Origin of the sequence: Vibrio sp. 14N.309.X.WAT.E.F5 (assembly GCF_030397615.1) — a bacterium.
GTDB lineage: Bacteria > Pseudomonadota > Gammaproteobacteria > Enterobacterales > Vibrionaceae > Vibrio > Vibrio lentus.
The window spans coordinates 115,342-137,724 of sequence record NZ_JAPNXR010000006.1; the positions used below are offsets into that span (position 1 = coordinate 115,342).

21 protein-coding genes and 1 riboswitch are annotated in these 22,383 nt (G+C 43.0%); of the genes, 11 read left to right on the top strand and 10 right to left on the bottom strand.

From position 1 onward, the window contains the following. Positions 1-38: 38 nt before the first annotated feature. The gene (cmoM, locus tag OW495_RS09265) at positions 39-824 is read right to left on the bottom strand and encodes a tRNA uridine 5-oxyacetic acid(34) methyltransferase CmoM (RefSeq protein WP_102514511.1); all 786 of its coding nucleotides are present in this window, start codon (positions 822-824) and stop codon (positions 39-41) included. A gap of 115 nt (positions 825-939) precedes the next feature. On the opposite strand from cmoM, the gene elyC reads away from it, so the two are divergent. Further along, on the top strand, positions 940-1,794 hold the full coding sequence (gene elyC / locus OW495_RS09270) for an envelope biogenesis factor ElyC (protein WP_029223559.1): 855 nt from the start codon (positions 940-942) through the stop codon (positions 1,792-1,794). 184 nt (positions 1,795-1,978) lie between these two features. Here the strand turns inward: elyC and torR are convergent, their stop codons facing one another. Further along, positions 1,979-2,692, bottom strand: coding sequence for a two-component system response regulator TorR (gene torR / locus OW495_RS09275; RefSeq protein WP_017105765.1), 714 nt, complete (start codon positions 2,690-2,692; stop codon positions 1,979-1,981). A 288-nt stretch (positions 2,693-2,980) separates the two neighbouring features. On the opposite strand from torR, the gene torD reads away from it, so the two are divergent. From torD to OW495_RS09300, 5 genes are all read left to right on the top strand, one after another. After that, complete coding sequence (gene torD / locus OW495_RS09280) at positions 2,981-3,628, top strand: molecular chaperone TorD (RefSeq protein WP_102326455.1); 648 nt, start codon at positions 2,981-2,983, stop codon at positions 3,626-3,628. A gap of 317 nt (positions 3,629-3,945) precedes the next feature. Next, positions 3,946-4,950: an HTH-type transcriptional repressor PurR gene (gene purR / locus OW495_RS09285; protein ID WP_017105767.1), complete on the top strand. Its 1,005-nt coding sequence runs from the start codon at positions 3,946-3,948 to the stop codon at positions 4,948-4,950. Positions 4,951-5,120: 170 nt separating this feature from the next. Next, a riboswitch (cyclic di-GMP riboswitch) is annotated at positions 5,121-5,206 on the top strand. A 127-nt stretch (positions 5,207-5,333) separates the two neighbouring features. After that, positions 5,334-5,924 (top strand): TfoX/Sxy family DNA transformation protein, encoded by a 591-nt coding sequence (locus tag OW495_RS09290; RefSeq protein WP_017105768.1) that lies wholly within the window; start codon positions 5,334-5,336, stop codon positions 5,922-5,924. Between the two features lie 133 nt (positions 5,925-6,057). Continuing rightward, entirely contained in the window at positions 6,058-6,738 is a 681-nt protein-coding gene (locus tag OW495_RS09295) for a TVP38/TMEM64 family protein (protein WP_065111049.1), read from the top strand. A gap of 63 nt (positions 6,739-6,801) precedes the next feature. Beyond that, entirely contained in the window at positions 6,802-7,119 is a 318-nt protein-coding gene (locus tag OW495_RS09300; protein WP_017111051.1) for a DUF2007 domain-containing protein, read from the top strand. A gap of 119 nt (positions 7,120-7,238) precedes the next feature. Here the strand turns inward: OW495_RS09300 and OW495_RS09305 are convergent, their stop codons facing one another. The 4 genes from OW495_RS09305 to topA form a co-directional block, all read right to left on the bottom strand. After that, the gene (locus tag OW495_RS09305) at positions 7,239-8,036 is read right to left on the bottom strand and encodes an alpha/beta hydrolase (protein ID WP_017105771.1); all 798 of its coding nucleotides are present in this window, start codon (positions 8,034-8,036) and stop codon (positions 7,239-7,241) included. A 285-nt stretch (positions 8,037-8,321) separates the two neighbouring features. Continuing rightward, positions 8,322-9,776 (bottom strand): glycogen synthase GlgA, encoded by a 1,455-nt coding sequence (gene glgA / locus OW495_RS09310; RefSeq protein ID WP_102514512.1) that lies wholly within the window; start codon positions 9,774-9,776, stop codon positions 8,322-8,324. Beyond that, entirely contained in the window at positions 9,766-10,995 is a 1,230-nt protein-coding gene (gene glgC / locus OW495_RS09315) for a glucose-1-phosphate adenylyltransferase (protein WP_076668920.1), read from the bottom strand. The genes glgA and glgC overlap by 11 nt, the downstream gene beginning before the upstream one ends. 524 nt (positions 10,996-11,519) lie before the next feature. Then, positions 11,520-14,150, bottom strand: a complete 2,631-nt coding sequence (gene topA / locus OW495_RS09320; protein WP_102295208.1) for a type I DNA topoisomerase — start codon at positions 14,148-14,150, stop codon at positions 11,520-11,522. 440 nt (positions 14,151-14,590) lie between these two features. Here topA and OW495_RS09325 point away from each other — a divergent pair, with 440 nt between their 5' ends. Beyond that, entirely contained in the window at positions 14,591-14,836 is a 246-nt protein-coding gene (locus OW495_RS09325) for a YciN family protein (RefSeq protein WP_017105775.1), read from the top strand. Positions 14,837-14,898: 62 nt separating this feature from the next. Here OW495_RS09325 and aroA read toward each other — a convergent pair whose 3' ends face one another. Together aroA and OW495_RS09335 are read right to left on the bottom strand one after the other, a co-directional pair. Then, positions 14,899-16,179: a 3-phosphoshikimate 1-carboxyvinyltransferase gene (gene aroA, locus OW495_RS09330; protein ID WP_017111055.1), complete on the bottom strand. Its 1,281-nt coding sequence runs from the start codon at positions 16,177-16,179 to the stop codon at positions 14,899-14,901. Between the two features lie 162 nt (positions 16,180-16,341). Next, entirely contained in the window at positions 16,342-16,797 is a 456-nt protein-coding gene (locus OW495_RS09335) for a glycine zipper 2TM domain-containing protein (RefSeq protein WP_017105777.1), read from the bottom strand. Positions 16,798-16,850: 53 nt separating this feature from the next. Between OW495_RS09335 and aat the strand changes: the two genes are divergently transcribed. From aat to infA, 3 genes are all read left to right on the top strand, one after another. Beyond that, a complete protein-coding gene (aat, locus tag OW495_RS09340; protein WP_102383397.1) occupies positions 16,851-17,564 on the top strand; it encodes a leucyl/phenylalanyl-tRNA--protein transferase in 714 nt (237 codons plus the stop codon). After that, positions 17,561-18,259 (top strand): arginyltransferase, encoded by a 699-nt coding sequence (locus OW495_RS09345; RefSeq protein WP_289886159.1) that lies wholly within the window; start codon positions 17,561-17,563, stop codon positions 18,257-18,259. The genes aat and OW495_RS09345 overlap by 4 nt, the downstream gene beginning before the upstream one ends. Before the next feature lie 81 nt (positions 18,260-18,340). Then, entirely contained in the window at positions 18,341-18,559 is a 219-nt protein-coding gene (gene infA / locus OW495_RS09350) for a translation initiation factor IF-1 (RefSeq protein WP_001040192.1), read from the top strand. 363 nt (positions 18,560-18,922) lie between these two features. On the opposite strand, the gene clpA is transcribed toward infA, so the two are convergent. Both clpA and clpS read right to left on the bottom strand, forming a co-directional pair. Next, complete coding sequence (gene clpA / locus OW495_RS09355; RefSeq protein ID WP_017105780.1) at positions 18,923-21,196, bottom strand: ATP-dependent Clp protease ATP-binding subunit ClpA; 2,274 nt, start codon at positions 21,194-21,196, stop codon at positions 18,923-18,925. Between the two features lie 39 nt (positions 21,197-21,235). Next, a complete protein-coding gene (gene clpS / locus OW495_RS09360; protein WP_017105781.1) occupies positions 21,236-21,556 on the bottom strand; it encodes an ATP-dependent Clp protease adapter ClpS in 321 nt (106 codons plus the stop codon). 568 nt (positions 21,557-22,124) lie between these two features. Between clpS and cspD the strand changes: the two genes are divergently transcribed. Then, positions 22,125-22,346 carry a cold shock domain-containing protein CspD gene (gene cspD / locus OW495_RS09365; RefSeq protein ID WP_017105782.1) on the top strand — a complete coding sequence of 74 codons (222 nt, stop codon included), beginning with the start codon at positions 22,125-22,127 and terminating at the stop codon, positions 22,344-22,346. Positions 22,347-22,383 lie beyond the last annotated feature (37 nt).

Here is a 22,383-nt window from a genome sequence, read left to right on the forward strand (position 1 = left end):
AGCGCATGTTGTGGCTTCTTTTACCACATTCACCGCTGCTATTGCGCAGGTTTTTGAGCCCAAACGTGAATATAACGGCCTAGTGACAGATATGGCTCTTGGCGGCATAGCTGTTTTTCTAGTTCCAATACATCTTCAAATTGGTAATCGCCCATGTACTCCATATTACCTATGTAGTCACTGAAGGAACGAATGCCTGATTTACCACAGATTTCTAGACCAGCTTCTTCTATCCATTGATAAACCTCTTCTGGCTTCAAGCCTTTTTGTGGTTGCAGCTTAAACCGTTTTCGATGTGGCATCCCATTCAATACATGAGGAATGTTGCCACAAATCACATTTTTCAGGACTAATCCGTGGTGGTTGTAAAACATTATCGAGGCAACGCCACCGGGTTTTACTTGTTCCAGTAATAAATCAAGCGCCTCTTTAGGATCTGCGAGCCATTCCATTACGGCATGAAACATCACAAAATCGACTTGGTCTTCAAGGTGTTCTGCCACTTTTTGTACCGGAGAATGAATAAACCGATACTGTTCTAACAAACCCGCTTCGTTGATACTTTCTTGTGCAAGCTTAAGCATCTCAGAAGAGAGATCACACAGAGAGACGTCATGCCCTAACGACGCAATTTTTTGCGACATCTGCGCAAGACCGCCTCCGGCATCAAGAACATGCAGAGGTGAAGCTGATTGTTCAAATTTGCTCAAAGCTTGTTCTAAATCTTCCCATACGATGATCTGACGGATCTCTCCTTTGTCAGAGCCGTAAATATTTTTTGCAAATTTGTGGGCAATATCGTCGAAATTACGGTCTTCAGTCACGGCTACTTGAGTTATTATGTCCTATCGTGCCTGCTATTCTGTCACAGGAATTTCAGGAATAAAGAGGCGATGTCTCTTTTTACTACTAAGTGATGTTTTTTCGGACTATTCGGATATGTTTGAGCTGAAAAAAGTAGTGTCTTCGCTATTGATGCCACTGCCAGCAATGTTAATTCTCGCTTTTCTGGGTTTAGCCCTAGTGATGTTTACTACCAAAAGGAAGACTGGTTGCCTAATTACCCTTTCAGCCCTCTGTGGTATTTTCCTAATCGCTTTCCAACCAGTTTCTAGTCAACTTTTAATGCCAATGGAAAGGCAACACACTGCATTTTTACCCGTCGATGAAACCGTCGATTATGTAATGGTTCTCGGAAGTGGTCACGTCGTCGATGATCAAATACCACCCACATCGGAGCTTAGCCGCACAGGTTTAATGCGCTTAAGTGAAGGGATCCGCATTCTACGCCTCTACCCTGGAGCGAAACTTATTTTGTCTGGCTATGGGGCAGGCACTGAAGTGAGCAACGCAAGAATGATGGCTAAGGTCGCGCTAGCACTCGGTGTCGCAAAACCCGATATCATTCTGCTTGAAACCGCAAAAGATACGTGGGAAGAAGCTCGCCAAGCCGCTGCATTCGTGAAAAACAAAAGAATGGTGCTCGTGACTTCAGCAAGCCACATGACTCGCGCACTTAATGAATTCAATGCCGCTGGCATGAAACCATTACCCGCTCCAACCAACTACCTTGCACAAGAAGGGATTGTTGAACCTTGGAATAAGTACATGCCAAAAGCACTCTATCTTGAACAAACAGAGCGTTACTGGCACGAAACAATGGGATTGGTTTGGCAGAGCCTACGTGATTGGCTAGACACAAGCAGCGACCCAGTTGAAGAACCGATTGTTCTTCCTGCTGCTTCTAGCTTAGTCGATGAAAACAGCGCAGCTTCTGCAGCGCAACCTCAATAAACTAAGCTAATCAGTAACTCTGCGAATGAGTAACTCTGCGAATGAGTAAAACTGAGTAACCTAGTAAGTTGCAGCTGTTCAATTCGTTAATTGTAAAAACCAAGTAATAAAAAGCCGAGACATCAATGACGCCTCGGCTTTTTTACGTTCAAATTTTGTTGCTGACTAGAACTCCCGAAGAGAATCAGTCACCAGCAAACATGTAACCTTCTCCGTGAACCGTCACAAAGATTTGTGGGTTCTTAGGGTCGAACTCCATCTTCGCACGCATGCGACGGATTAGCACGTCGATGGTTCGATCATTTGGAGCATCCACTCGGTGGCTGATCATGTTCAAAATACGTTCGCGACTTAACACTTGGTTAGGGTAAGAAGAAAGCGCAACGAGCAGCTCATATTCTGCTTTAGTCAGCTTAACTGGCTCACCATTTTTACTTAAAGCACGACGAGGGATATCAAACGTCCACTCACCAAAACGAACCACAGATTCGTCTTCAGCTTCAACTGCCGTACCAACCGCGGTTTTGCGAGCCGCAGCAATACGCCAAAGTAAGTTTTTAACTCGAACTAATAACTCGCGAAGTTCGAAGGGTTTAGTAACATAATCGTCTGCGCCCATTTCTAGGCCTACAATTTTGTCGATGCTATCCGTGCGTCCAGTAACTAAAATAATCCCAATGTCCGATTGACTGCGTAATTCGCGAGTTAGCATCAATCCATCTTCGCCTGGTAAGTTGATGTCTAGCATAATGAGATCAACGTTGTTTTCTTCCAACACGTTTCTCATCTGAGCGCCGCTTTCCGCTTCGCTCACTGTGTAACCTTCGTTCTGGAAATATCCAACCAGCTTACTTCGGGTTACCACATCATCTTCTACGACTAATACGTGATAGCTCATCTACACCACTTTTCTTATTTAATAGTTTCAGTAACCATTCTATTCATAACTAGTAACAATTCTAGTGGTACAGCAGATAAAAGCGAGAAACATGAATCTTTTTTGATACAAGACAATCTAAAACCTTGCTATTTATCGTCCATCGCAATTCAATATAGGCATTACGACTAACGAGTCACTTTGCGTTTAGCAAATAACCTTGTTATTGAGCCTTGGTGTGCTTATACCCAAATGACTTCGCGATGCTTGGGTATATAAACATCACAAGACTAAATCAGGATCTATGAAATGAAAGATACGAAAGCATTCAACGAACAAAGAGCTGAAATCTACTGGTGGCTATCAAGCTTGTTCGCTAAAGAGCTCACACAAGAAGAACTCGACCACTACCACTCTGTTGAGATCCGTTCTTTCCTGACTGGTTTAGGCGAAAACGAAACACTCAAGCCTGCGATTGATAAACTGGTAGACGCATTGAACCGTCTACAAACACGTGAAGATGCCCAACTAGAACTGTCTGCTGACTTTTGCGATCTATTTTTAAAGACAGATAAACATGGTGCTCTACCTTACGCTTCAATGTATATCGGCGAAACAGGTCTATTAAACGACAAGCCAGCTAAAGACATGGAAGAGATCATGGCTAAGCACAACTTGGTGGTTAACCAAGATCTGAAAGAGCCAGCAGACCACATTGCTATCGAACTTGATTTCCTTGGCAATCTCATCATCCGTTCAAATGAAACTGAGCTTGAAGAAGAATTAGAAAAATCGTTCGCTGTTCAACAGCAGTTTATTGAACAACAACTGCTAACTTGGGTACCAAAATTCAACGCTAAATGTTGTGAGATCGATTCATTCGGTTTCTATGCATCTGTGGCAACTCTTCTCGTGGCCTTCTGTAATCTGGACACTCAGTATTTAGCGGGTGAATAAGATTCGCTGATGATTAAGTAAACAAATTCAATAGAATGTGACAATTCACCCAGATTTCTGGGTGAATTTTATTGCGAGTAATTTCTAGTCAGTCTAAAATTGTGACCGCAAACGATAAAATATGAAACATTCACGAAATGCTATGCTTATTTAAGTTCAGAGCATTTCGGTGTTAAGACAAGCCGCTCAATAGCGGTTTTTTGTTTTTTAGCACTTTAGTACCCCAAAGAGCCCTACAAATTTAAGCTCTTAGTTAGGTAGCTTAACGGCTACTTTATTCCGTACTTTGGGAAAGTAGCTTCTAATAGGATAAAACCATGGCCACTATAAAAGATGTCGCTCGCTTAGCAGGCGTATCAACTACCACCGTTTCTCACGTAATCAACAAGACACGTTTTGTTGCAGAAGCGACTCAAGAGAAAGTAAATAAAGCCGTAGACGAGTTAAACTACGCGCCAAGTGCTGTTGCGCGTAGCTTGAAATGCAATTCAACACGCACTATCGGCATGCTAGTGACTCAATCAACAAACCTCTTCTTCTCTGAAGTGATCGATGGTGTTGAAAGCTACTGCTACCGTCAAGGTTACACTTTGATTCTGTGTAACACAGGTGGTATCTATGAGAAGCAACGTGACTACATTCGAATGCTTGCAGAAAAACGTGTAGATGGCATCTTGGTTATGTGTTCTGACTTAACAGAAGAACTTCGTGGCATGTTAGATCGCCATGCTGATATCCCAAAAGTTGTCATGGATTGGGGCCCTGAAACCTCTCAAGCTGATAAGATCATCGACAACTCTGAAGAAGGCGGCTATCTAGCAACCAAGTACTTGCTAGAACGTGGTCACACAAAGATTGCTTGTTTAAGTGGCCACTTAGACAAAGCAGCATGTGTAGAACGCATCGCGGGTTACAAACGCGCACTCAATGAAGCGAAGGTCGCAACCGACGAAAAGCTCATCATTGAAGGTAACTTTGAGTGTGATACCGCTGTACTTGCGGCTGATAAAATTGCTCAGATGGAAGATCGCCCTACTGCAGTATTCTGTTTTAACGACACAATGGCACTTGGCCTAATGAGTCGTCTGCAACAGCAAGGTATTCGTATTCCTGAAGATATTTCGGTTATCGGTTACGACAACATTGAACTTGCAGAATACTTCTCTCCACCATTGACGACGGTTCACCAACCTAAGCGTCGTGTTGGTAAAAATGCATTCGAAATTTTGTTGGAACGCATTAAAGATAAAGATCATGAAAAACGAGTCTTCGAAATGCACCCAGAAATTGTTGAGCGAAGCACAGTTAAAACGTTAAATTAATTGATAAATCGAGTTTAATTTCATTAAGCGCACCTTTGAGTGCGCTTTTTTTATAAGCAGATAAAATAAACCCAGTTGCATAACACCAAGATCATTAATTGAAGCAATATCACATTTTGAAATATCAGGTGTGAGCCTCATTCAACAAAAACTTTATTCTATTCAGTCAGTCACGCACAGGGCAAACCACTCGAAAGAGTGAGACGCAAAGCTTCCGGCCTAAACCACTCGTTGGTATGGTAGCGGGGTTACCGATGGCAAAATGCGGTAATTACTAACAATTTAGTAATTTACGGCTTATTGACAATTTAATTGCAACATTTTGCTAATCTCTCGGACCTGCTTATTTGGTGGCGTAGTTCAAATACACCGAGATAGATAACATGGATAAACCGATACTAAAGGACTCAATGAAATTATTTGAGCCCCTAGGAAAAATAAAATCACGCTCAATGTTTGGTGGATTCGGGCTTTTTGCTGATGACACTATGTTTGCTCTGGTTGTTAACGACCAGCTGCACATAAGAGCGGACAAAGACACAACAAAGCAATTCGAGCAACAAGGGTTTCGACCATACGTCTACAAAAAACGTGGTTTCCCTGTCGTCACAAAGTATTTCGCATTGCCGGAAGGCTTGTGGCAAGACCAAGAAAAAATCTTGCAGCTTGCTACGACGTCTTTGGGGTTTGCTAAAGAAGAGAAAGCTGAGCAATCTTCTGCTAAGCCAACTCGATTAAAGGACCTCCCTAACCTTCGACTCGCTACCGAGCGTATGTTAAAAAAGGCCGGGATCGATTCTGTAGAATGTTTATATGAATCTGGCTCTGTAAACGCATTTAACGCCATCAAGGAATCACATGCTTCCTCTGTCAGCATTGAGCTGCTTTGGGCGCTAGAAGGTGCGATCAATGGTACTCATTGGTCTGTTATACCGCAGCAACGTCGTGAAGAGCTTATCAGTCGCGTCAATTAATATTGTCAGTTCAAACTATCTACATAACTAAGCCGCATTCTTGCGGCTTTTTTTATATCTGTTGAAAGTTAATCTATGCTTTGCCTGTCTATCTATACTAATGGTATGCATTGAAAAATTAGAGGAAGTATCAATGAGTAAGAAAATGATATTGGGTATCGTGTTGGTCGTAACTATCGTCTTGTTAGGCGTCAATTTCGGCCAATACCTAACACTTGAGAATGCGAAAGCTCAACAAGCTGTTTTGAATGACTACATCGAGAGCAATTTTATTGCCGCTGCTGCAATTTACTTCGCCGCCTATGTCATGATCACGGCTTTCTCAATTCCTGGCGCTGCGGTTGTTACGCTGTTAGGCGCTGCCTTGTTTGGTTTCTGGAACAGTTTACTGCTGGTGTCTTTCGCGAGCGCTATTGGTGCAACCCTCGCCTTCTTAAGTAGCCGTTACCTGTTACGTGACTGGATCCAAACCAAGTTTGGCGACAAGTTAGCAACGATTAACAAGGGCGTTGAAAAAGACGGGGCATTTTACTTATTCTCTCTACGCCTGATCCCTGTCTTCCCATTTTTCCTTATCAACTTGTTAATGGGGTTAACCCCAATGTCGGTAACTCGTTACTACATCACAAGCCAAATAGGGATGTTGCCAGGTACTGCGGTTTTCTTGAATGCTGGTACTCAACTCGCAGAAATTGATTCACTTTCGGGTATCGTATCTCCTTCAGTACTATTGTCATTTGCCTTGTTGGGAGTTTTCCCAATTATTGCTAAATGGTTGATGAGTAAGTTTCGCTCAGCACCTGTGGCTGACTAACGTGTATAGCGGAATAACGTATATAGCTGACTAAAACCCAAAGCCGAATAAGGTTCTATTTCAATGAAAATCTTCAGTGCATCGAATCCTACAGAAGCCCATATCATCTGTGGATTGTTAGAAAGTGAGAATATTGCGTGTGAAGTCCGTGGTGAGGGCTTGTTCGGTTTGAAAGGAGAAATCCCATTCACTGAGGAAACTGACCCTTACGTATGGTTATATGAGCCAGAATTGGCCAGTAAAGCCCGTACGATAGTCAATGACTACCAAAAACAGCAAGATTCGATCATCTATGAAGAGTGGCGTTGTGGTGAGTGCCATGAAGTCAATGAAGCGCAATTCGGTTCTTGTTGGCAATGTGGTGCCGCTTCTCCAGAGTAAGCGCCCAAGTAACGAACCATCGATACTCCTCCCTTAAAATAAAAACGGGAAGCTAATATTAGCTTCCCGTTTTTATTTAATTCGATTTATTCATCTGTTCTGATCGCGACCCAAGAGAGTCACTGGATTTGTTTTTGAATAAACGCGATAGAACGTTGGTTGAACTCTTCAGGGTTTTCAACATTACACACATGTCCGCAATTCGCTATTTCCACTAACTCACTCGACTCGTGCGCTTCAACCATCTCTTTTACGGGCTTAATGAACATGTAGTCACGTTCTCCCATCAAATAAAGGGTTGGTATCGGCAACTCTCTATCTTTGAAGTACTTCATCAGAGGGTTCACATCAGCGGTAAGGATGAACCAACGTTTAAATTCTTTTTGACACAGTTTTTTGGCTTCGCGGATAAATAGATGGCGAGATTCTTTTTGGCTTTTCTGCGGCATAACAACATAAGCAAAAAGGCTGTATAGCCACATGTATGGAATGATGTGCTTGCTTAAATTACCCAGCTTTATTAGTACTTGAGAGCGAGTATTGAGCTTAGTCACGGCACCACCGAGTACCATTGAACGCACACGCCCTGCAGCTAATTCCGCTACGTTGCGAACAATAATCGTTCCAAGAGACATACCTACAAAATGCGCTGAACGGATTTTTAGATGATCAAGTACTTTAAGGATATCGAGCGTGACCGATTTGAACGTATAGCGGTTCGTAATCAGGCCTTTAAGTATGTTGTCTGACTTGCCATGCCCTCTCAGATCAATGAGAAGCAAGTTGAAATGTTGTTTATACGCTTTGATCTGTTTGAACCAGATTGAGGAGCTGCCCCCCGCGCCATGCACAAACACAACCCATTCATCGCTCGTAGGGTGAGTAAATGTTTTATGAAATAATAAACTCTCAGACATACCTATCGCTTTAACTATAATAATGGAGCTATGCCTCATGGTGAGGCGATGGCTAAGGATATCACGCTATTGAGCAGATTAAGTGATAATAGTGTCAAACCTAACATTAGTCATGTGAATACCTGCCCTCCTTTTCTACCTGACTAAAATGAGTTTGCAAGTTTTGTCTGCGTAAACGTGATGTGTTCTGACCAGAAAACAAAAAGGCACTCTAGTCTCAGAGCGCCTTCTTTCATTACAAACTATTACTAGCTGTCAGCTTAATTTTAAAACTATTTCAGCGAGTTAAAGTGCCGAATGGTACATCGTAAGATACTCTTTAGCCGCATCTTCCCAACTAAAATCTTGCTGCATGGCATAAAGCTGAACACGCTTAATTTCAGATGGGTTTTGTGCGTAAAGCAGTAATGAGCGATGTAACACAGCCAGTAACGCTTGTGGTGTCGGTTCATCAAAAGCAAACCCAGTTGCGATCTCAGGATCCTGATCGTAATCATTCACGCTGTCTTTTAAACCACCGACAGAACGAACAATCGGTAACGTACCGTAAGCCATGCTATAGATTTGATTTAAGCCACAAGGCTCAAATTCAGAAGGCATCAAGAAGAAATCAGAGCCCGCTTCAACCAAGTGCGCTAATTCGTTGTTATACGCTTCTACAAACGAGAACTTGTTTGAGTGAAGTGCCGACAACTCTTTTAGCTGACTCGCCAATACTGGGTCACCTGTACCCACAATCACAATCTGCAAGTCGTTCTTCAAGAACTGTTCGATGATAGGCAGTAAGTAGTGAACACCTTTCTGATTAGTCAGACGACAAACCATGCCATAAACCGCACAATCGGTGACTGGTAGGCCAACATCTTGTTGCAGTTTTTGCTTACAAGCTGATTTCCCACGAACCATGCTGTGTTTGGTCGCTTTGTATTTACGAGGTAGGAAAGCATCCGTTTCCGGGTTCCAGGCACCGTAATCACAGCCATTCAGAATACCAAACAGGTCGTTAGATCTGTGTTGGAATTCAGCTGCCATACCATGGCTACCTAATTCCGTCTTCAGCTCTTGTGCATAAGTTGGGCTAACTGCATTCACTTTATCAGCACACAACACACCCGCTTTCAGCATCGTCACGTGAGTATCACTTACGGCAGCTTCAGGAACATTATGGCTGTGCATTTCAGGCAAAGACTGCAACTCTTCGTAAGAAAACACGCCTTTAAAAACGGCATTGTGAATCGAGATTACGCTGCGTGTGTTTTTAAAAAAGTCGTGTTGTTGATAACGAGACTTAAGCAAGAAGGGAACAAAACCCGTGTGCCAATCATTGGCATGAACGATATCGGGCTGAAAGCCAAGTTTAGGAAGCATATCCAAACACGCAGCACTAAAGAACGAGAAACGCTCTCCGTTATCGGCATAAGCGTGATTATTTTCAGCGTACATTTCAGGGCGATCGAAATACTTGGCACATTCAATACCAAAAACTTGAACACCTTCGACGCTCAATTTCTTAACTTGATAAGCGGTGTGAGGCCAATGATCCAGCTCGGTAGCCAAGATGACTTCTGCTGAATCAATGTTTGGGATGTTTCGATAAGCGGGGATGGTCACTCGAACGTCTTGTTCGAGTGTTTGTAACGCTTTAGGCAGTGCCTTGGCTACATCAGCCAAGCCACCACTTTTAATTAAGCCTTCAACTTCAGACGCTACAAAAAGTACCGAGAGAGTCTTAGTAACCAACTCGTGCTCCTTTAGAAATCACGACTACACCATCGTCAGATACGTGGTAATGCTTTTTATCTTCTGTCAGGTTTACACCAATCTGAGTACCTGGTGCAATGTCGGCATCTTTATCAATGATAACGCGACGTAGTATACAACCTTCGCCAACCTTCACATCACCAAGTAAGATACTCTCGCTGATATCACACGCTGATGCGATATTGCTGCGGAATCCCAACACACTCTTTTCAATGCGTGAACCGCGAACATAACTACCGCTACACACAAGGCTATCAATGATCTGAATTCGACCATTTGCCGAGTCAGTAAAGGTAGCTGGTGGTAGTGGCGGATAATAAGTGTGTAGAGGCCATTTGCGGTTGTATAGCGAGAATGGCGCATCTTTCTTAAGAAGGTCCATATGAGCTTGCCAGTACGCGTCAATCGTACCTACATCGCGCCAGTAAACTTCTTCTTTTTCACCGGTAATGCGGTTGGTGCTGAAGTCATAAACAAACACATCACCACGTGGAAACATGTTTGGAATAATATCTTTACCGAAATCGTGAGTAGAATCAGGCTTATCTGCATCTTCTGTTAGTTCGGCAAACAGCTCTTTTGCTTCGAACACGTAGTTGCCCATTGAAACGAGCGCAGATTCAGGATCGCCTGGAATCGGCTTCGGATTTGCAGGTTTCTCTTCGAAGCCAATCATACGGCCTTCAGCATCAACCTCGATAACACCGAATTCTGATGCTTCAGCAAGCGGCATGCGCAGTGCAGAAACGGTTAGCGCTGCTTTCTTCTCTTTATGGAAATCAAGCATCTGCTTGATGTCCATTTTGTAGATATGGTCAGAACCAAAAATGCAGACTTGATCAGGTTCTTCCAACTCCATAAAGCCCATGTTTTGGTAGATAGCATCTGCTGTGCCTTCGTACCAACGCTTCCCTTTACGCATTTGCGCAGGAATAGGGTCAATGAAGCGATCTGTTATACCACTGATATTCCAACCTTTTTTCATATGGTGGAACAGTGATTGTGACTTGAATTGTGTTAATACATAGATCTTCATCAGATCAGCATTAACGAAGTTGTTCAAAGCGAAATCAATTAAGCGGTAGCTACCACCGAAAGGAACCGAGGGTTTGCTGCGAGATTCAGTTAAAGGTCTTAAGCGAGAGCCTTCACCACCAGCAAGAATCATTCCCAATACACCAGCCATTTTATTCTCCATATATTTATAGCTTGTCGATGTCAGTACTCGTAGAGGTATCTTCCTCTGGGGGATGAGCACTAACACTTGTTTCGGTACTTAACGAATATCTATTCACATACAGTGACAGTATCCTAAGCCAAACGTTGTTATGTGTGCACTATTCTTTGCACTTGGTTTGATATACGTTATCGACTTTCCTGTCGATTTCAATTTTTAATACGCCATTCTGTGTTGCGCAAGCTGATTGCTTTCCTAAGACTTAAAGCAGCTCACATTACACCGCCTGAGCGAAACATTACATTAACACCCGGCACACATCAGGTATACAACTAAACACTGATCTGTGACTTACAATATTTTAATTAAGTTACATTCTCGTTAAAGTTTCATAAGAAGATAATATAAATTTTTTAATTTATTTCACTCTGCGAATTTAATAAATCTCCACAAGTGAGACAGTGACGCATACAGTTGCATAATTACTCATATTTAGATCAAAAAAAAGCAGCCTAATGGCTGCTTTTTTGATCAATAAAGTTCAATTACTTTTCTTTGGGCTTCTTACGTTTATCCGTTACTTCCCATTTGCCGTCGATATACAAAGCGGTCCAACCAGAAGGTTTTCCGTCTACTTCAGTTCGAACATAGTTTTCTTTGGTCTTACGACTAAAGCGAACTACTGCTGGCTTACCATCTGGATCAGCAGCAGGTGCTGATGCTAGGTATTGGAATTTAGGTGAAATACGGTCTTTAAAACGAACAAGCTCTTCCACCAATGGTGCACGGGTTTCACGTGATTTAGGGAAGTTACTCGCCGCCATAAACAAGCCAGAAGCACCATCTCGAAGAACAAAGTACGCGTCTGAGTTTTCACATGGAAGCTCAGGGAAGTGCACAGGGTCCTCTTTAGGTGGCGCAACTTCGCCGTTTTTCAGAATCTTACGAGTGTTTTTACAATCTTCACTCGTACAATCCATGTATTTACCAAAACGGCCATTTTTAAGAACCATGTCAGAACCACACTTGTCACACTCAACAAGTGGACCATCATAGCCCTTCACTTTGAACTCACCGTGTTCAACCACATAACCTTCACAGTTAGGGTTGTTACCACATACGTGCATCTTACGCTTATCATCAATCAGATAAGCATCCATTGCCGTTTCACAGATAGGACAACGCTTTTTAGCTCGAAGTGCTGCGGTTTCAACGTCTTCTTCTAGAACGTTGATAATGCCTTCTTCATCACCAAGGTTGATCGTTGTCTTACAACGTTCTTTTGGTGGAAGCGCATAACCAGAACAACCTAGGAATACGCCTGTTGAAGCAGTACGAATACCCATTTTACGGCTACAAGTTGGACACTCAATATCGGTTTCAACGATATGGTTTGGCTTCATGCCACCCGCATCTTCATCGAGATCCGCTTGCTCTAGGTCGCCAGTAAAGTCAGTGAAGAAGTTATCTAGAACGCCTTTCCAGCTCGCTTCGCCTTCTGCGATTTGGTCTAACTTTTGCTCCATACGAGCTGTAAAGTCATAGTTCATTAAGTCATTGAAGCTGCCATCTAGTCGGTCAGTAACAATTTCACCCATTTTTTCAGCATAGAAACGACGCTGTTCAACTTTCACATAGCCACGATCTTGAATCGTCGAGATGATTGACGCGTAAGTTGACGGACGACCAATACCGCGCTTCTCTAGTTCTTTAACCAATGCAGCTTCAGTGAAACGTGCTGGTGGCTTAGTGAAGTGCTGTTTAGGGTCTAGAGCAATCAGGTCAAGCTTATCGCCAATTTGAACTGCAGGAAGAATAGTATCTTCGTTCTTACCCATTGGACGTTGAACGCGAGTCCAACCATCAAATTTAAGGATACGACCTTTCGCTTTCAGCGTGTACTCATCCGCTTTAACACTTACTGTTGTTGAATCGTATTGCGCTGGCGTCATTTGACACGCGACGAATTGATTCCAAATCAGCGAGTAAAGTTTGTGAGCATCAGCATCAACACCATTTAAGTCTTCAGACTTCACATCAACGCTTGAAGGACGAATCGCTTCGTGGGCTTCTTGTGCACCCTCTTTGCTACCGTAAACAAGTGCTTTAGCTGGCAAATATTGCGCACCAAACTCAGAACCGATGTATTCACGTGCGGCCTCTACAGCCTCTGAACTCAAGTTAGTCGAGTCAGTACGCATATAAGTGATGTAACCCGCCTCATAGAGACGCTGAGCCAACATCATGGTTTTCTTTACGCCGTAGCCAAGACGCGTACTCGCAGCTTGTTGCAACGTTGACGTGATGTAAGGGGCAGACGGCTTACTCTTCGTTGGGCGGTCTTCACGTTTACATACTTCGTATTGAGCTTTGTCTAATACACTGACGGCAGCCAAAGTTTGCGCTTCGTTTACAGGTCTGAAAGCGACACCATCTTTCTGTGCAACTTGCAGTCTGAAATCTGTTTTATCCGTCGTTTTAGTATCAGCATGCACATCCCAGAACTCTTCAGGGATAAAGGCATTGATCTCGCGCTCACGCTCAACCAGCAGTTTTACAGCTACCGATTGAACACGGCCAGCGGATAGGCCTCGTGCTACTTTTTTCCAAAGCAGAGGTGACACCATAAAGCCCACAACACGGTCCATGAAACGTCGTGCTTGCTGAGCGTTTACGCCATCGATGTTTAGCTCACCTGGAGTTTCGAAAGCTTGCTGAATAGCATTTTTAGTAATTTCGTTAAAAACCACTCGTTTGTATCGCGTTTCATCGCCACCGATGATCTCACGAAGGTGCCATGCGATAGCTTCTCCTTCGCGATCCAAATCGGTTGCGAGATAAACATGGTCTGCGTTCTCAGCCAGTTTTTGCAATTCAGCAACGACTTTCTCTTTACCAGGTAGAATTTGGTAGTTCGCTTCCCACTCATTGTATGGGTTGATACCCATCTTTTTAATAAGCGCTTTGCGATCTTTTTCTTTCTTGATACGAGCTTTATCTTCTGGGCTCATACCCTTGGTTGAAACTGCAGTAGCCTTTTTACCGGTGCTTTGACCTGCCGTTGGTAAATCACGTACGTGACCTACACTCGACTTAACGACAAAGTCTTTGCCAAGATATTTATTGATGGTTTTAGCCTTGGCCGGCGACTCCACTATAACTAGCGATTTACCCATATTGACTCTAACGTCCTTAATCACGATGCTTCAGCACCAACAATTTAACTTGTGGGCTTTTACGCATGATATTCTAAATTCATTGCTTCTTTTTTTACTATTGTGCGAGATTACTAGAAGATCAACCGCTTTTTTCAAAATTGGATCTGATCGGTCGACAAATCGACGACTCAGCGGATAAAAGGGTCACAATGTAAAAAAGCGATAAAGTACTCACGAAGAATACTTGCAAGAGCCTATTCATCAGGCATTACGTATAAACGCGGTCATACTAAGCTTGTCCGCGAATCTAACGCGAGCCCCATTCAATTATTTTTGTCATAAATCACAAAATAAATGATGGAGATTCGAAAAGACTCTCTTATTCGGTTGTGAAATCATTGAATTTCTAGTGCTACACAATAAACTCAACGATATATTCAGTTATCAGAGATGAACTCATGACAAAGAAAGTAATAGCAGAATTTGATTTACTGCTTATCGCAAACCAAATTATCCAATCACATGATGACTACATTGAAGGCATGCGCACAAACAGCGTAGTAGAAAAAGACGACGTACTCGTCTTTAAGGGTGAATACTTCTTAGACAGCAACGGATTGCCAACAGAGAATACAACCGCAGTATTTAACATGTTTAAATACTTAGCGCACCATCTTTCAAAAGAATTTACGCTTCAGCAATAATGAAAAAGCTTGCCATTTAGGCAAGCTTTTTTACTTCCTGAATATTTCTACACTCAGTATTTTTATTGGCTCAGCATTTTCAGCTTGTCGAAGTAGTCAGGGAAAGTCTTTGAAGTACAACCTGGATCATTAATGGTCACAGGTGTATCACTCAACGCCACCAACGAGAAACACATCGCCATACGGTGATCATCATAGGTATCAATCGCCGCATGTGTCAGTTCAGCAACAGGGTTAACGATAATGTAATCTTCACCCTCTTCGACCTCTGCGCCAACTTTACGAAGCTCTGTCGCCATCGCCGCTAAGCGATCGGTCTCTTTAACACGCCAGTTGTAAACATTACGAATAGCCGTTGTACCTTTAGCAAACAAGGCTGTCGTTGCAATAGTCATCGCTGCGTCTGGAATATGGTTGTAATCCATATCAATGCCTTTAAGCTCGCCACAGCGAGAGATAACGTAGTCATCACCCCATTCAATTTCAGCACCCATTTTTTCAAGCGCGTCAGCGAATTGGATATCACCTTGGATACTGTTTTTACCAATACCCGTGACTTTAATCTCGCCGCCTTTAATCGCCGCAGCGGCAAGGAAGTAAGATGCCGATGACGCATCGCCTTCAACCAAGAAGTCACCCGGTGCAGAGTACGATTGCCCCGTAGGAATTACGAACTCTTGGTAATCGTTATTAATCACATCCACACCAAATTGTTTCATAATGTGTAGCGTGATATCGATGTAAGGTTTTGAAACTAATTCGCCATCAATTTTAATGGTCACTTCACCTTCAGCTAAAGGTGCAGCCATTAAAAATGCCGTCAAAAACTGACTAGAAATAGAACCATCAATAGAAACCGTACCACTCTTAAGGCCAGTGCCCTTAATTTTTAACGGTGGGAAGTTTTCGTTTTCTAGATACTCTACGTCGGCACCTGCTGCTCGCAATGCGGTGACTAGATGACCAATTGGACGCTCTTTCATTCGAGGTTCGCCAGTCAGTACATATTCGCCATGGCCTAAGCATAAAGCTGCGGCTAATGGACGCATCGCTGTACCAGCGTTACCTAAGAAAAGCTCAAGAGCTTGGTCGCTTGAAAATGCACCACCAACGCCCGTTACTTCACAGACGGTTTTATCTGCAGACAATTGATAGTCAACGCCCAACTGAGTCAAAGCATTCAGCATATGGCGGATATCATCACTGTCTAACAAATTGGTTAGGCGTGTTGTTCCAGTCGAAAGTGCCGCTAAAAGAAGTGCTCGGTTAGATACACTTTTTGAACCAGGTAAGTTAACTTCCCCGCTCACTTTTTGAATTGGTTGTAACGTAAGGCTTTCCATTAAATCTTTTAGTCCTTGTACCACCCGAAGCCACTGGCGCGTATTTATTTTCGGGTGATGAATAATTCTTCGTACTTGCAGACTAACGAACTTTTCCGATGAACTCCAGAGCTAATCCCTCCGTTAAAGGCTATTAATTCGCCAACTAAACGTATTTACATACTAGTATGCTAGATCCACTCGCACGCCATCAGAAAAATATAGGATTCGCACGTCATCGCCACGATTAAACAACATAGAATTGTCGACATCTTGAATGATGTTGACCAGCTTATTGTCTTTGGTTTTGACCAATAACTCGACCAATTTGTATTCAACTCTATATTGGGTGTTACCTCGATTACGCGCAATGCCCGCCCCAGCAACAGCACCAACGGCCGTAGCCACCTCTTTACCCGTGCCACCACCAAATTGGTTACCGATCAAGCCACCAATCGCAGCACCTAATAAGGTTTCCCAACCATTCGCTTTCGATTCAACGATCTCCTGTTGCGTGATATATCTAACCGTATCAATTTCACCATAAACGACCTCGTTAACAGGACGAGCTTCGTTCCGGTTGTAAGCTGCATTTGCCAACATGGGCAAAACAAGTAAAATCCAAAGCAACTTTTTCATGGTAAAACTCCTTAAGACCTCTTGGTCATTGATTAATCTGTAATGCGGAACTTATGACTATATACCTAACCGAGCTTGATACTACGAGTATAGAGTTTCCTTCGCCCTTTGAAGCCCTCGACGAACCGAATGGCTTGCTCGCCTTTGGGGGTGATTTGTCACCGATGCGAATTTTAAACGCTTATAGCCAAGGTATATTTCCATGGTATGGGCCTGGGGAGCCTATACTTTGGTGGAGCCCTGCACCGCGAGCAGTATTTAATCCTAAGACATTCGAACCGTCAAAAAGTCTTAAAAAGTTTCAAAGAAAGCACAATTATCGAGTTAGCATCAACCAAGCGACCGATAAAGTGATAGGTTACTGTTCATCGCTTAGACCTCAAGAAGAAACGTGGTTAAATGAAGACATGCAAACCGCTTACCGCGAGTTGTCAGCATTAGGTTTTTGTCACTCGGTAGAGGTTTGGCAAGACGATGAGCTGATTGGAGGCCTATACGGCTTGCAGAGAGGTCAGGTATTTTGTGGTGAATCGATGTTTAGTTTGAAAACCAATGCCTCCAAAATTGCGCTATGGTATTTCTGCAGACACTTTAAGCAATTTGGAGGAAAGCTCATCGATTGCCAAGTCATGAATCCTCACTTGGACTCATTAGGCGCTATCGAAGTAGAAAGAGATGAGTTTCTTAGCGCTCTGAAAATACTCAAAGAAAGTCAACTTAACGATGGATGTTTTGAAGCACAATGGCTAGAGGGAATGCCTTCATGAGTTCAGATTTACAACAAATCAGAATTGGATTAACCGATAACCATGCTTGCAGCTATCTGCCACACCTCCAAGAACGTGTAGCAGTGACGCTCGATGAATTTATGCACACAGCAGATAACTACGAAGTACTGCTTGCGAATGGGTTTCGTCGTAGTGGCAGCACAATCTACAAACCGCATTGTGACAATTGTTCAGCTTGTCAGGCTATTCGCCTTTCCATCCCTGAAATAAAGTTTTCCAAAAGCCAGCGACGAATCCTGAACAAAGCCAAGTCATTCCACTGGGAATTTAAAGACACGATGGATGACAACTGGTTTAATTTATACAGCCGATACATTACAGCTCGTCATCAATCCGGAACGATGTATCCTCCAAAGAAGGAAGAGTTCCTACAGTTCTCCAAAAACGAGTGGCTGACTACACAATACATGCACATCTACAATGAAAACCAGTTGGTCGGCATCGCTGTTACCGATGTTATGTCTCACTGCACCAGTGCGTTTTATACCTTCTTCGACCCTGACATCGATATCTCAATGGGAACCTTAGGCGTTTTGTTCCAGATTCAACACGCGCAAAAAGAGCAAAAACAATGGCTATATTTGGGTTATCAAATCGATGAATGTCCTGCTATGAACTATAAAGTACGATTTCAACGTCATCAAAGGCTAGTAAATCAACGGTGGCAAGGGTAGAATACGCGACAACTTTACATATTTTGATTTTAACGGCACAATCAAGCCGTTGAAAACCGCCAAGTTTCGAAAGAGGATTAGATGGCTAAAGAAGACGTAATCGAGATGCAAGGCACTGTCCTTGATACTCTACCAAACACGATGTTCCGTGTTGAGCTTGAAAATGGTCACGTAGTGACAGCACACATCTCTGGTAAAATGCGTAAGAACTACATCCGTATTCTTACTGGTGATAAAGTAACTGTTGAGATGACTCCATACGACCTTTCTAAAGGCCGCATCGTCTTCCGTGCTCGTTAATTTTTAATTATCGAATACGATAAGAAACGGAGCTCTATGCTCCGTTTTTTACCATCTATACAAAAGCAAACAGATTCGCTAATCGCTTTATAAATCTCTCTATTTCATAAGGTTGCGTTCCTAACCCGCGTCACGCCCAGCTAAAGCCTCACCCTTCAATGTTTAGCCCTCAACTCTATATCGCCAAGTAAATACTCATTATTACGCTCTAGTTGCATCTACGCGCATTTTTAGCTGTCTTTTCGATCACGCAGATACAAAAAAACGCACAACCGAAGTCATGCGTTTTTATCAAAGTATTGCGTTTAAGTGCGTCTACTCTTCGTTAGTGACTAATAGTAGTTAGCTGCTAGTCTCTAGCTCTTAGTGCATCACTTCTTCTTTGGCGCCTACGTAAACGAAGTCCAGTTCATCTTTCTTCAGAGACACTTTCACAGTGCCGCCGTCGACCAAACTACCGAACAACAATTCATTCGCAAGCGGCTTCTTAAGCTTCTCTTGAATAACTCGGCCCATAGGACGTGCGCCCATGGTCTTGTCATAGCCTAGGTGTGCTAACCAGTGACGAGCATCTTCAGATACTTCTAAAGAGACACCACGTGCGTCCAGTTGAACCTGAAGCTCTACGATAAACTTATCGACAACTTGGCTGATCACACTTGGGTCTAAACTGTTGAACCAAATGATATTATCAAGACGGTTACGGAACTCCGGTGTGAAGACTTTCTTAATCTCACCCATTGCATCTGGCGCATGATCTTGTTGGATCAGACCGATCGATTTTTTCTCGGTTTCCGCGACACCTGCGTTGGTTGTCATTACTAAGATCACATTACGGAAATCCGCTTTGCGACCGTTGTTGTCCGTCAAAGTACCGTTATCCATCACTTGTAATAACAAGTTAAAGATATCTGGGTGAGCCTTCTCGATCTCATCAAGTAACACAACAGAGTGCGGGTTCTTGATGACTGCATCAGTGAGTAGTCCACCTTGATCGTATCCTACATAACCTGGAGGAGCACCGATCAGACGGCTCACAGAGTGACGTTCACCGTATTCAGACATATCAAAACGCAACAGCTCAATACCCATCAGTTTAGAAAGCTGAACCGTCACCTCGGTTTTACCCACACCAGTCGGACCAGCAAATAGGAATGAACCAACCGGTTTATTGTCTGCACCCAAACCTGCACGAGTCAGCTTTATCGCTTCACTCAGTACATCGATCGCTGGATCTTGTCCGAATACCAACATTTTCATGCGGTCATCCAGTTTCTGAAGCGTATCTTTGTCTGAAGATGATACTGACTTTTCAGGAATACGAGCCATTTTCGCAACCATCGACTCGATATCAGCCACGCTCACTGTCTTCTTACGACGACTTGCTGGAGCTAAACGACTACGAGCACCCGCTTCATCAATAACGTCAATCGCCTTATCTGGAAGGTGACGTTCATTAATATACTTAGCAGACAGCTCCACAGCGGCACGTAACGCTTTATTTGTGTAACGCACTTCGTGGTGAGCTTCGTATTTTGGCTTCAAGCCAATCAGAATCTTGGTCGTGTCATCAAGTGATGGTTCAACAATATCGATTTTTTGGAAGCGACGAGACAACGCACGTTCCTTCTCAAAAATACTGCTGTACTCTTGGTAAGTGGTTGAACCAATACAACGTAATTTACCACTGCTTAGTAGCGGTTTGATTAAGTTTGCAGCATCCACTTGTCCACCTGATGCAGCACCCGCGCCAATGATGGTGTGAATTTCGTCGATGAACAAGATAGCGTCTTCTTCTTTTTCCAGTTGCTTAAGAATGGCTTTAAAGCGCTTCTCAAAGTCACCACGATATTTAGTGCCTGCAAGCAGTGAACCAATATCTAAAGAGTAAATCACGCTGCTCTGAATGATTTCAGGCACCTGCCCTTCAACGATACGCCATGCAAGACCTTCTGCAATGGCCGTTTTACCTACACCCGCTTCACCCACTAACAGAGGGTTATTTTTACGACGACGACACAATACTTGAACTGTTCGCTCAAGTTCTTTGTCACGGCCGATGAGTGGGTCAATATTACCTTGCTTAGCCACTTCATTAAGATTGGTTGCAAAGTTTTCTAGACGGTCTTCAGAATTTGCTTCTTCAGCATTTTCTGCACCACCGAATGAATCTGGCGATGAAGCACTGTCGCCTTCGTTGCTTGCTTTGGTAATGCCGTGCGAAATGAAGTTAACGATGTCTAAGCGACTGATGTCGTTTTTCTTCAGTAGGTATGCCGCGTGAGATTCTTGCTCACTAAAAATAGCCACAAGCACGTTTGCACCTGTTACTTCACTGCGACCTGAAGATTGGACATGAAAAACCGCGCGCTGAAGTACTCGTTGAAAGCTCAGTGTTGGCTGGGTTTCTCGAGTTTCATCGTTTTCTGGGATAAGCGGGGTTGTTTGATCAATAAAAATATCGAGCTCATTGCGAAGAGCATCGAGATCAGCCTGACAAGCTTGGAGCGCTTCCTTGGCCGCATCATTTTCTAATAATGCTAGTAGGAGGTGTTCGACAGTCATAAATTCATGTCGCTTGTCTCGCGCACGAGCAAATGCGCCATTTAAACTCGACTCTAATTCTTTATTTAGCATAAGTACCTCCTAAGGGAACAACAGTGTTGTTCGAGCAATTTATACTTGCTCCATTGTACATAGTAGCGGATGCTCATTTTCCTTTGAGTACATCCTTACCTGCGCTACCTTTGTTTCGGCTATTTCAGCACTGTATGTGCCGCAAATAGCTTTACCTTCATAATGAACCTTGAGCATCACTTCCGTTGCTTGTTCTATATCTAGTGAGAAAAACCGCTCGAGGATCTCGATGACAAAATCCATTGGCGTGTAATCATCGTTGTTCAATACAACGTTATACATAGCCGGTGGCTTTACTTTTGTTGCTTCTTTCTCCAGTAAATCTGAGCCTGGAGCTGCCCATTCGAAGTTTCTGCTCATATCAGCTTTGCTAAGGTTATTTTTCGGAATTCGTGAGTGCTTACTTAACTCAAATCTACCACATTCACGCTTTACGGTGTACTAAGAAACTGCACCAAGAAACAGTACCAAAAAATATTCCTCTATACTGAGCCTAATCCACCATTTCCATCGCTGCAAATAAAAGATGTCTATTAACAGAATTAACATATGTGATTGATTAAAAAGACACCATTACTATTGACGCTGACCATAAGATCACCACTAAGTTACTATTTAGTTAATAGTTTGTGGTTAATCTCGAATGTGATTTGTTATTAAAATTGATCACTTTTATATCAATTTACTATTGACTGCGCTCAATCATTAGCTACATTGGTGCTAAAAGATTTTTCTTAAGCAACCTTAACAATAAGCAAAAAAATGCAACAACAAGGAATTATTACGCAAGGTAGCGTTAATTTCCGTAAGCAATGTACGAGATTCAAGTTATCAGCTGAAATCCGTTAGCTGGTAAGAATGATATCAATCGCACTTACGACAATTGATATAACAACGTTAGTAACAAAATGCATGAGGGATGTATAGCATGGCTACAGGTACAGTAAAATGGTTTAACAACGCCAAAGGGTTTGGCTTTATTTGTCCAGAAGGTGAAGACGGCGATATTTTTGCGCACTACTCCACAATACAGATGGATGGTTATCGAACCTTAAAAGCGGGTCAGCAAGTCGACTATGAAGTAGAAAGTGGACCTAAAGGCTCCCATGCTAGTTCCGTTGTTCCTGTCGAAGGCAGCGCCGCTAAATAGGCGATTGCCAAATCGTGTGACCTCCATCAGTCTTAAT

Bases quoted from the DNA above. Each gene is read 5' to 3' on its own strand.
- elyC (WP_029223559.1), top strand. From the start codon at position 940: ATGTTTGAGCTGAAAAAAGTAGTGTCTTCGCTATTGATGCCACTGCCA.
- torR (WP_017105765.1), bottom strand. From the start codon at position 2,692: ATGAGCTATCACGTATTAGTCGTAGAAGATGATGTGGTAACCCGAAGT.
- torD (WP_102326455.1), top strand. From the start codon at position 2,981: ATGAAAGATACGAAAGCATTCAACGAACAAAGAGCTGAAATCTACTGG.
- purR (WP_017105767.1), top strand. From the start codon at position 3,946: ATGGCCACTATAAAAGATGTCGCTCGCTTAGCAGGCGTATCAACTACC.
- OW495_RS09290 (WP_017105768.1), top strand. From the start codon at position 5,334: ATGGATAAACCGATACTAAAGGACTCAATGAAATTATTTGAGCCCCTA.
- OW495_RS09295 (WP_065111049.1), top strand. From the start codon at position 6,058: ATGAGTAAGAAAATGATATTGGGTATCGTGTTGGTCGTAACTATCGTC.
- OW495_RS09300 (WP_017111051.1), top strand. From the start codon at position 6,802: ATGAAAATCTTCAGTGCATCGAATCCTACAGAAGCCCATATCATCTGT.
- OW495_RS09305 (WP_017105771.1), bottom strand. From the start codon at position 8,036: ATGTCTGAGAGTTTATTATTTCATAAAACATTTACTCACCCTACGAGC.
- glgC (WP_076668920.1), bottom strand. From the start codon at position 10,995: ATGGAGAATAAAATGGCTGGTGTATTGGGAATGATTCTTGCTGGTGGT.
- topA (WP_102295208.1), bottom strand. From the start codon at position 14,150: ATGGGTAAATCGCTAGTTATAGTGGAGTCGCCGGCCAAGGCTAAAACC.
- OW495_RS09325 (WP_017105775.1), top strand. From the start codon at position 14,591: ATGACAAAGAAAGTAATAGCAGAATTTGATTTACTGCTTATCGCAAAC.
- aroA (WP_017111055.1), bottom strand. From the start codon at position 16,179: ATGGAAAGCCTTACGTTACAACCAATTCAAAAAGTGAGCGGGGAAGTT.
- OW495_RS09335 (WP_017105777.1), bottom strand. From the start codon at position 16,797: ATGAAAAAGTTGCTTTGGATTTTACTTGTTTTGCCCATGTTGGCAAAT.
- aat (WP_102383397.1), top strand. From the start codon at position 16,851: ATGACTATATACCTAACCGAGCTTGATACTACGAGTATAGAGTTTCCT.
- OW495_RS09345 (WP_289886159.1), top strand. From the start codon at position 17,561: ATGAGTTCAGATTTACAACAAATCAGAATTGGATTAACCGATAACCAT.
- infA (WP_001040192.1), top strand. From the start codon at position 18,341: ATGGCTAAAGAAGACGTAATCGAGATGCAAGGCACTGTCCTTGATACT.
- clpA (WP_017105780.1), bottom strand. From the start codon at position 21,196: ATGCTAAATAAAGAATTAGAGTCGAGTTTAAATGGCGCATTTGCTCGT.
- clpS (WP_017105781.1), bottom strand. From the start codon at position 21,556: ATGAGCAGAAACTTCGAATGGGCAGCTCCAGGCTCAGATTTACTGGAG.
- cspD (WP_017105782.1), top strand. From the start codon at position 22,125: ATGGCTACAGGTACAGTAAAATGGTTTAACAACGCCAAAGGGTTTGGC.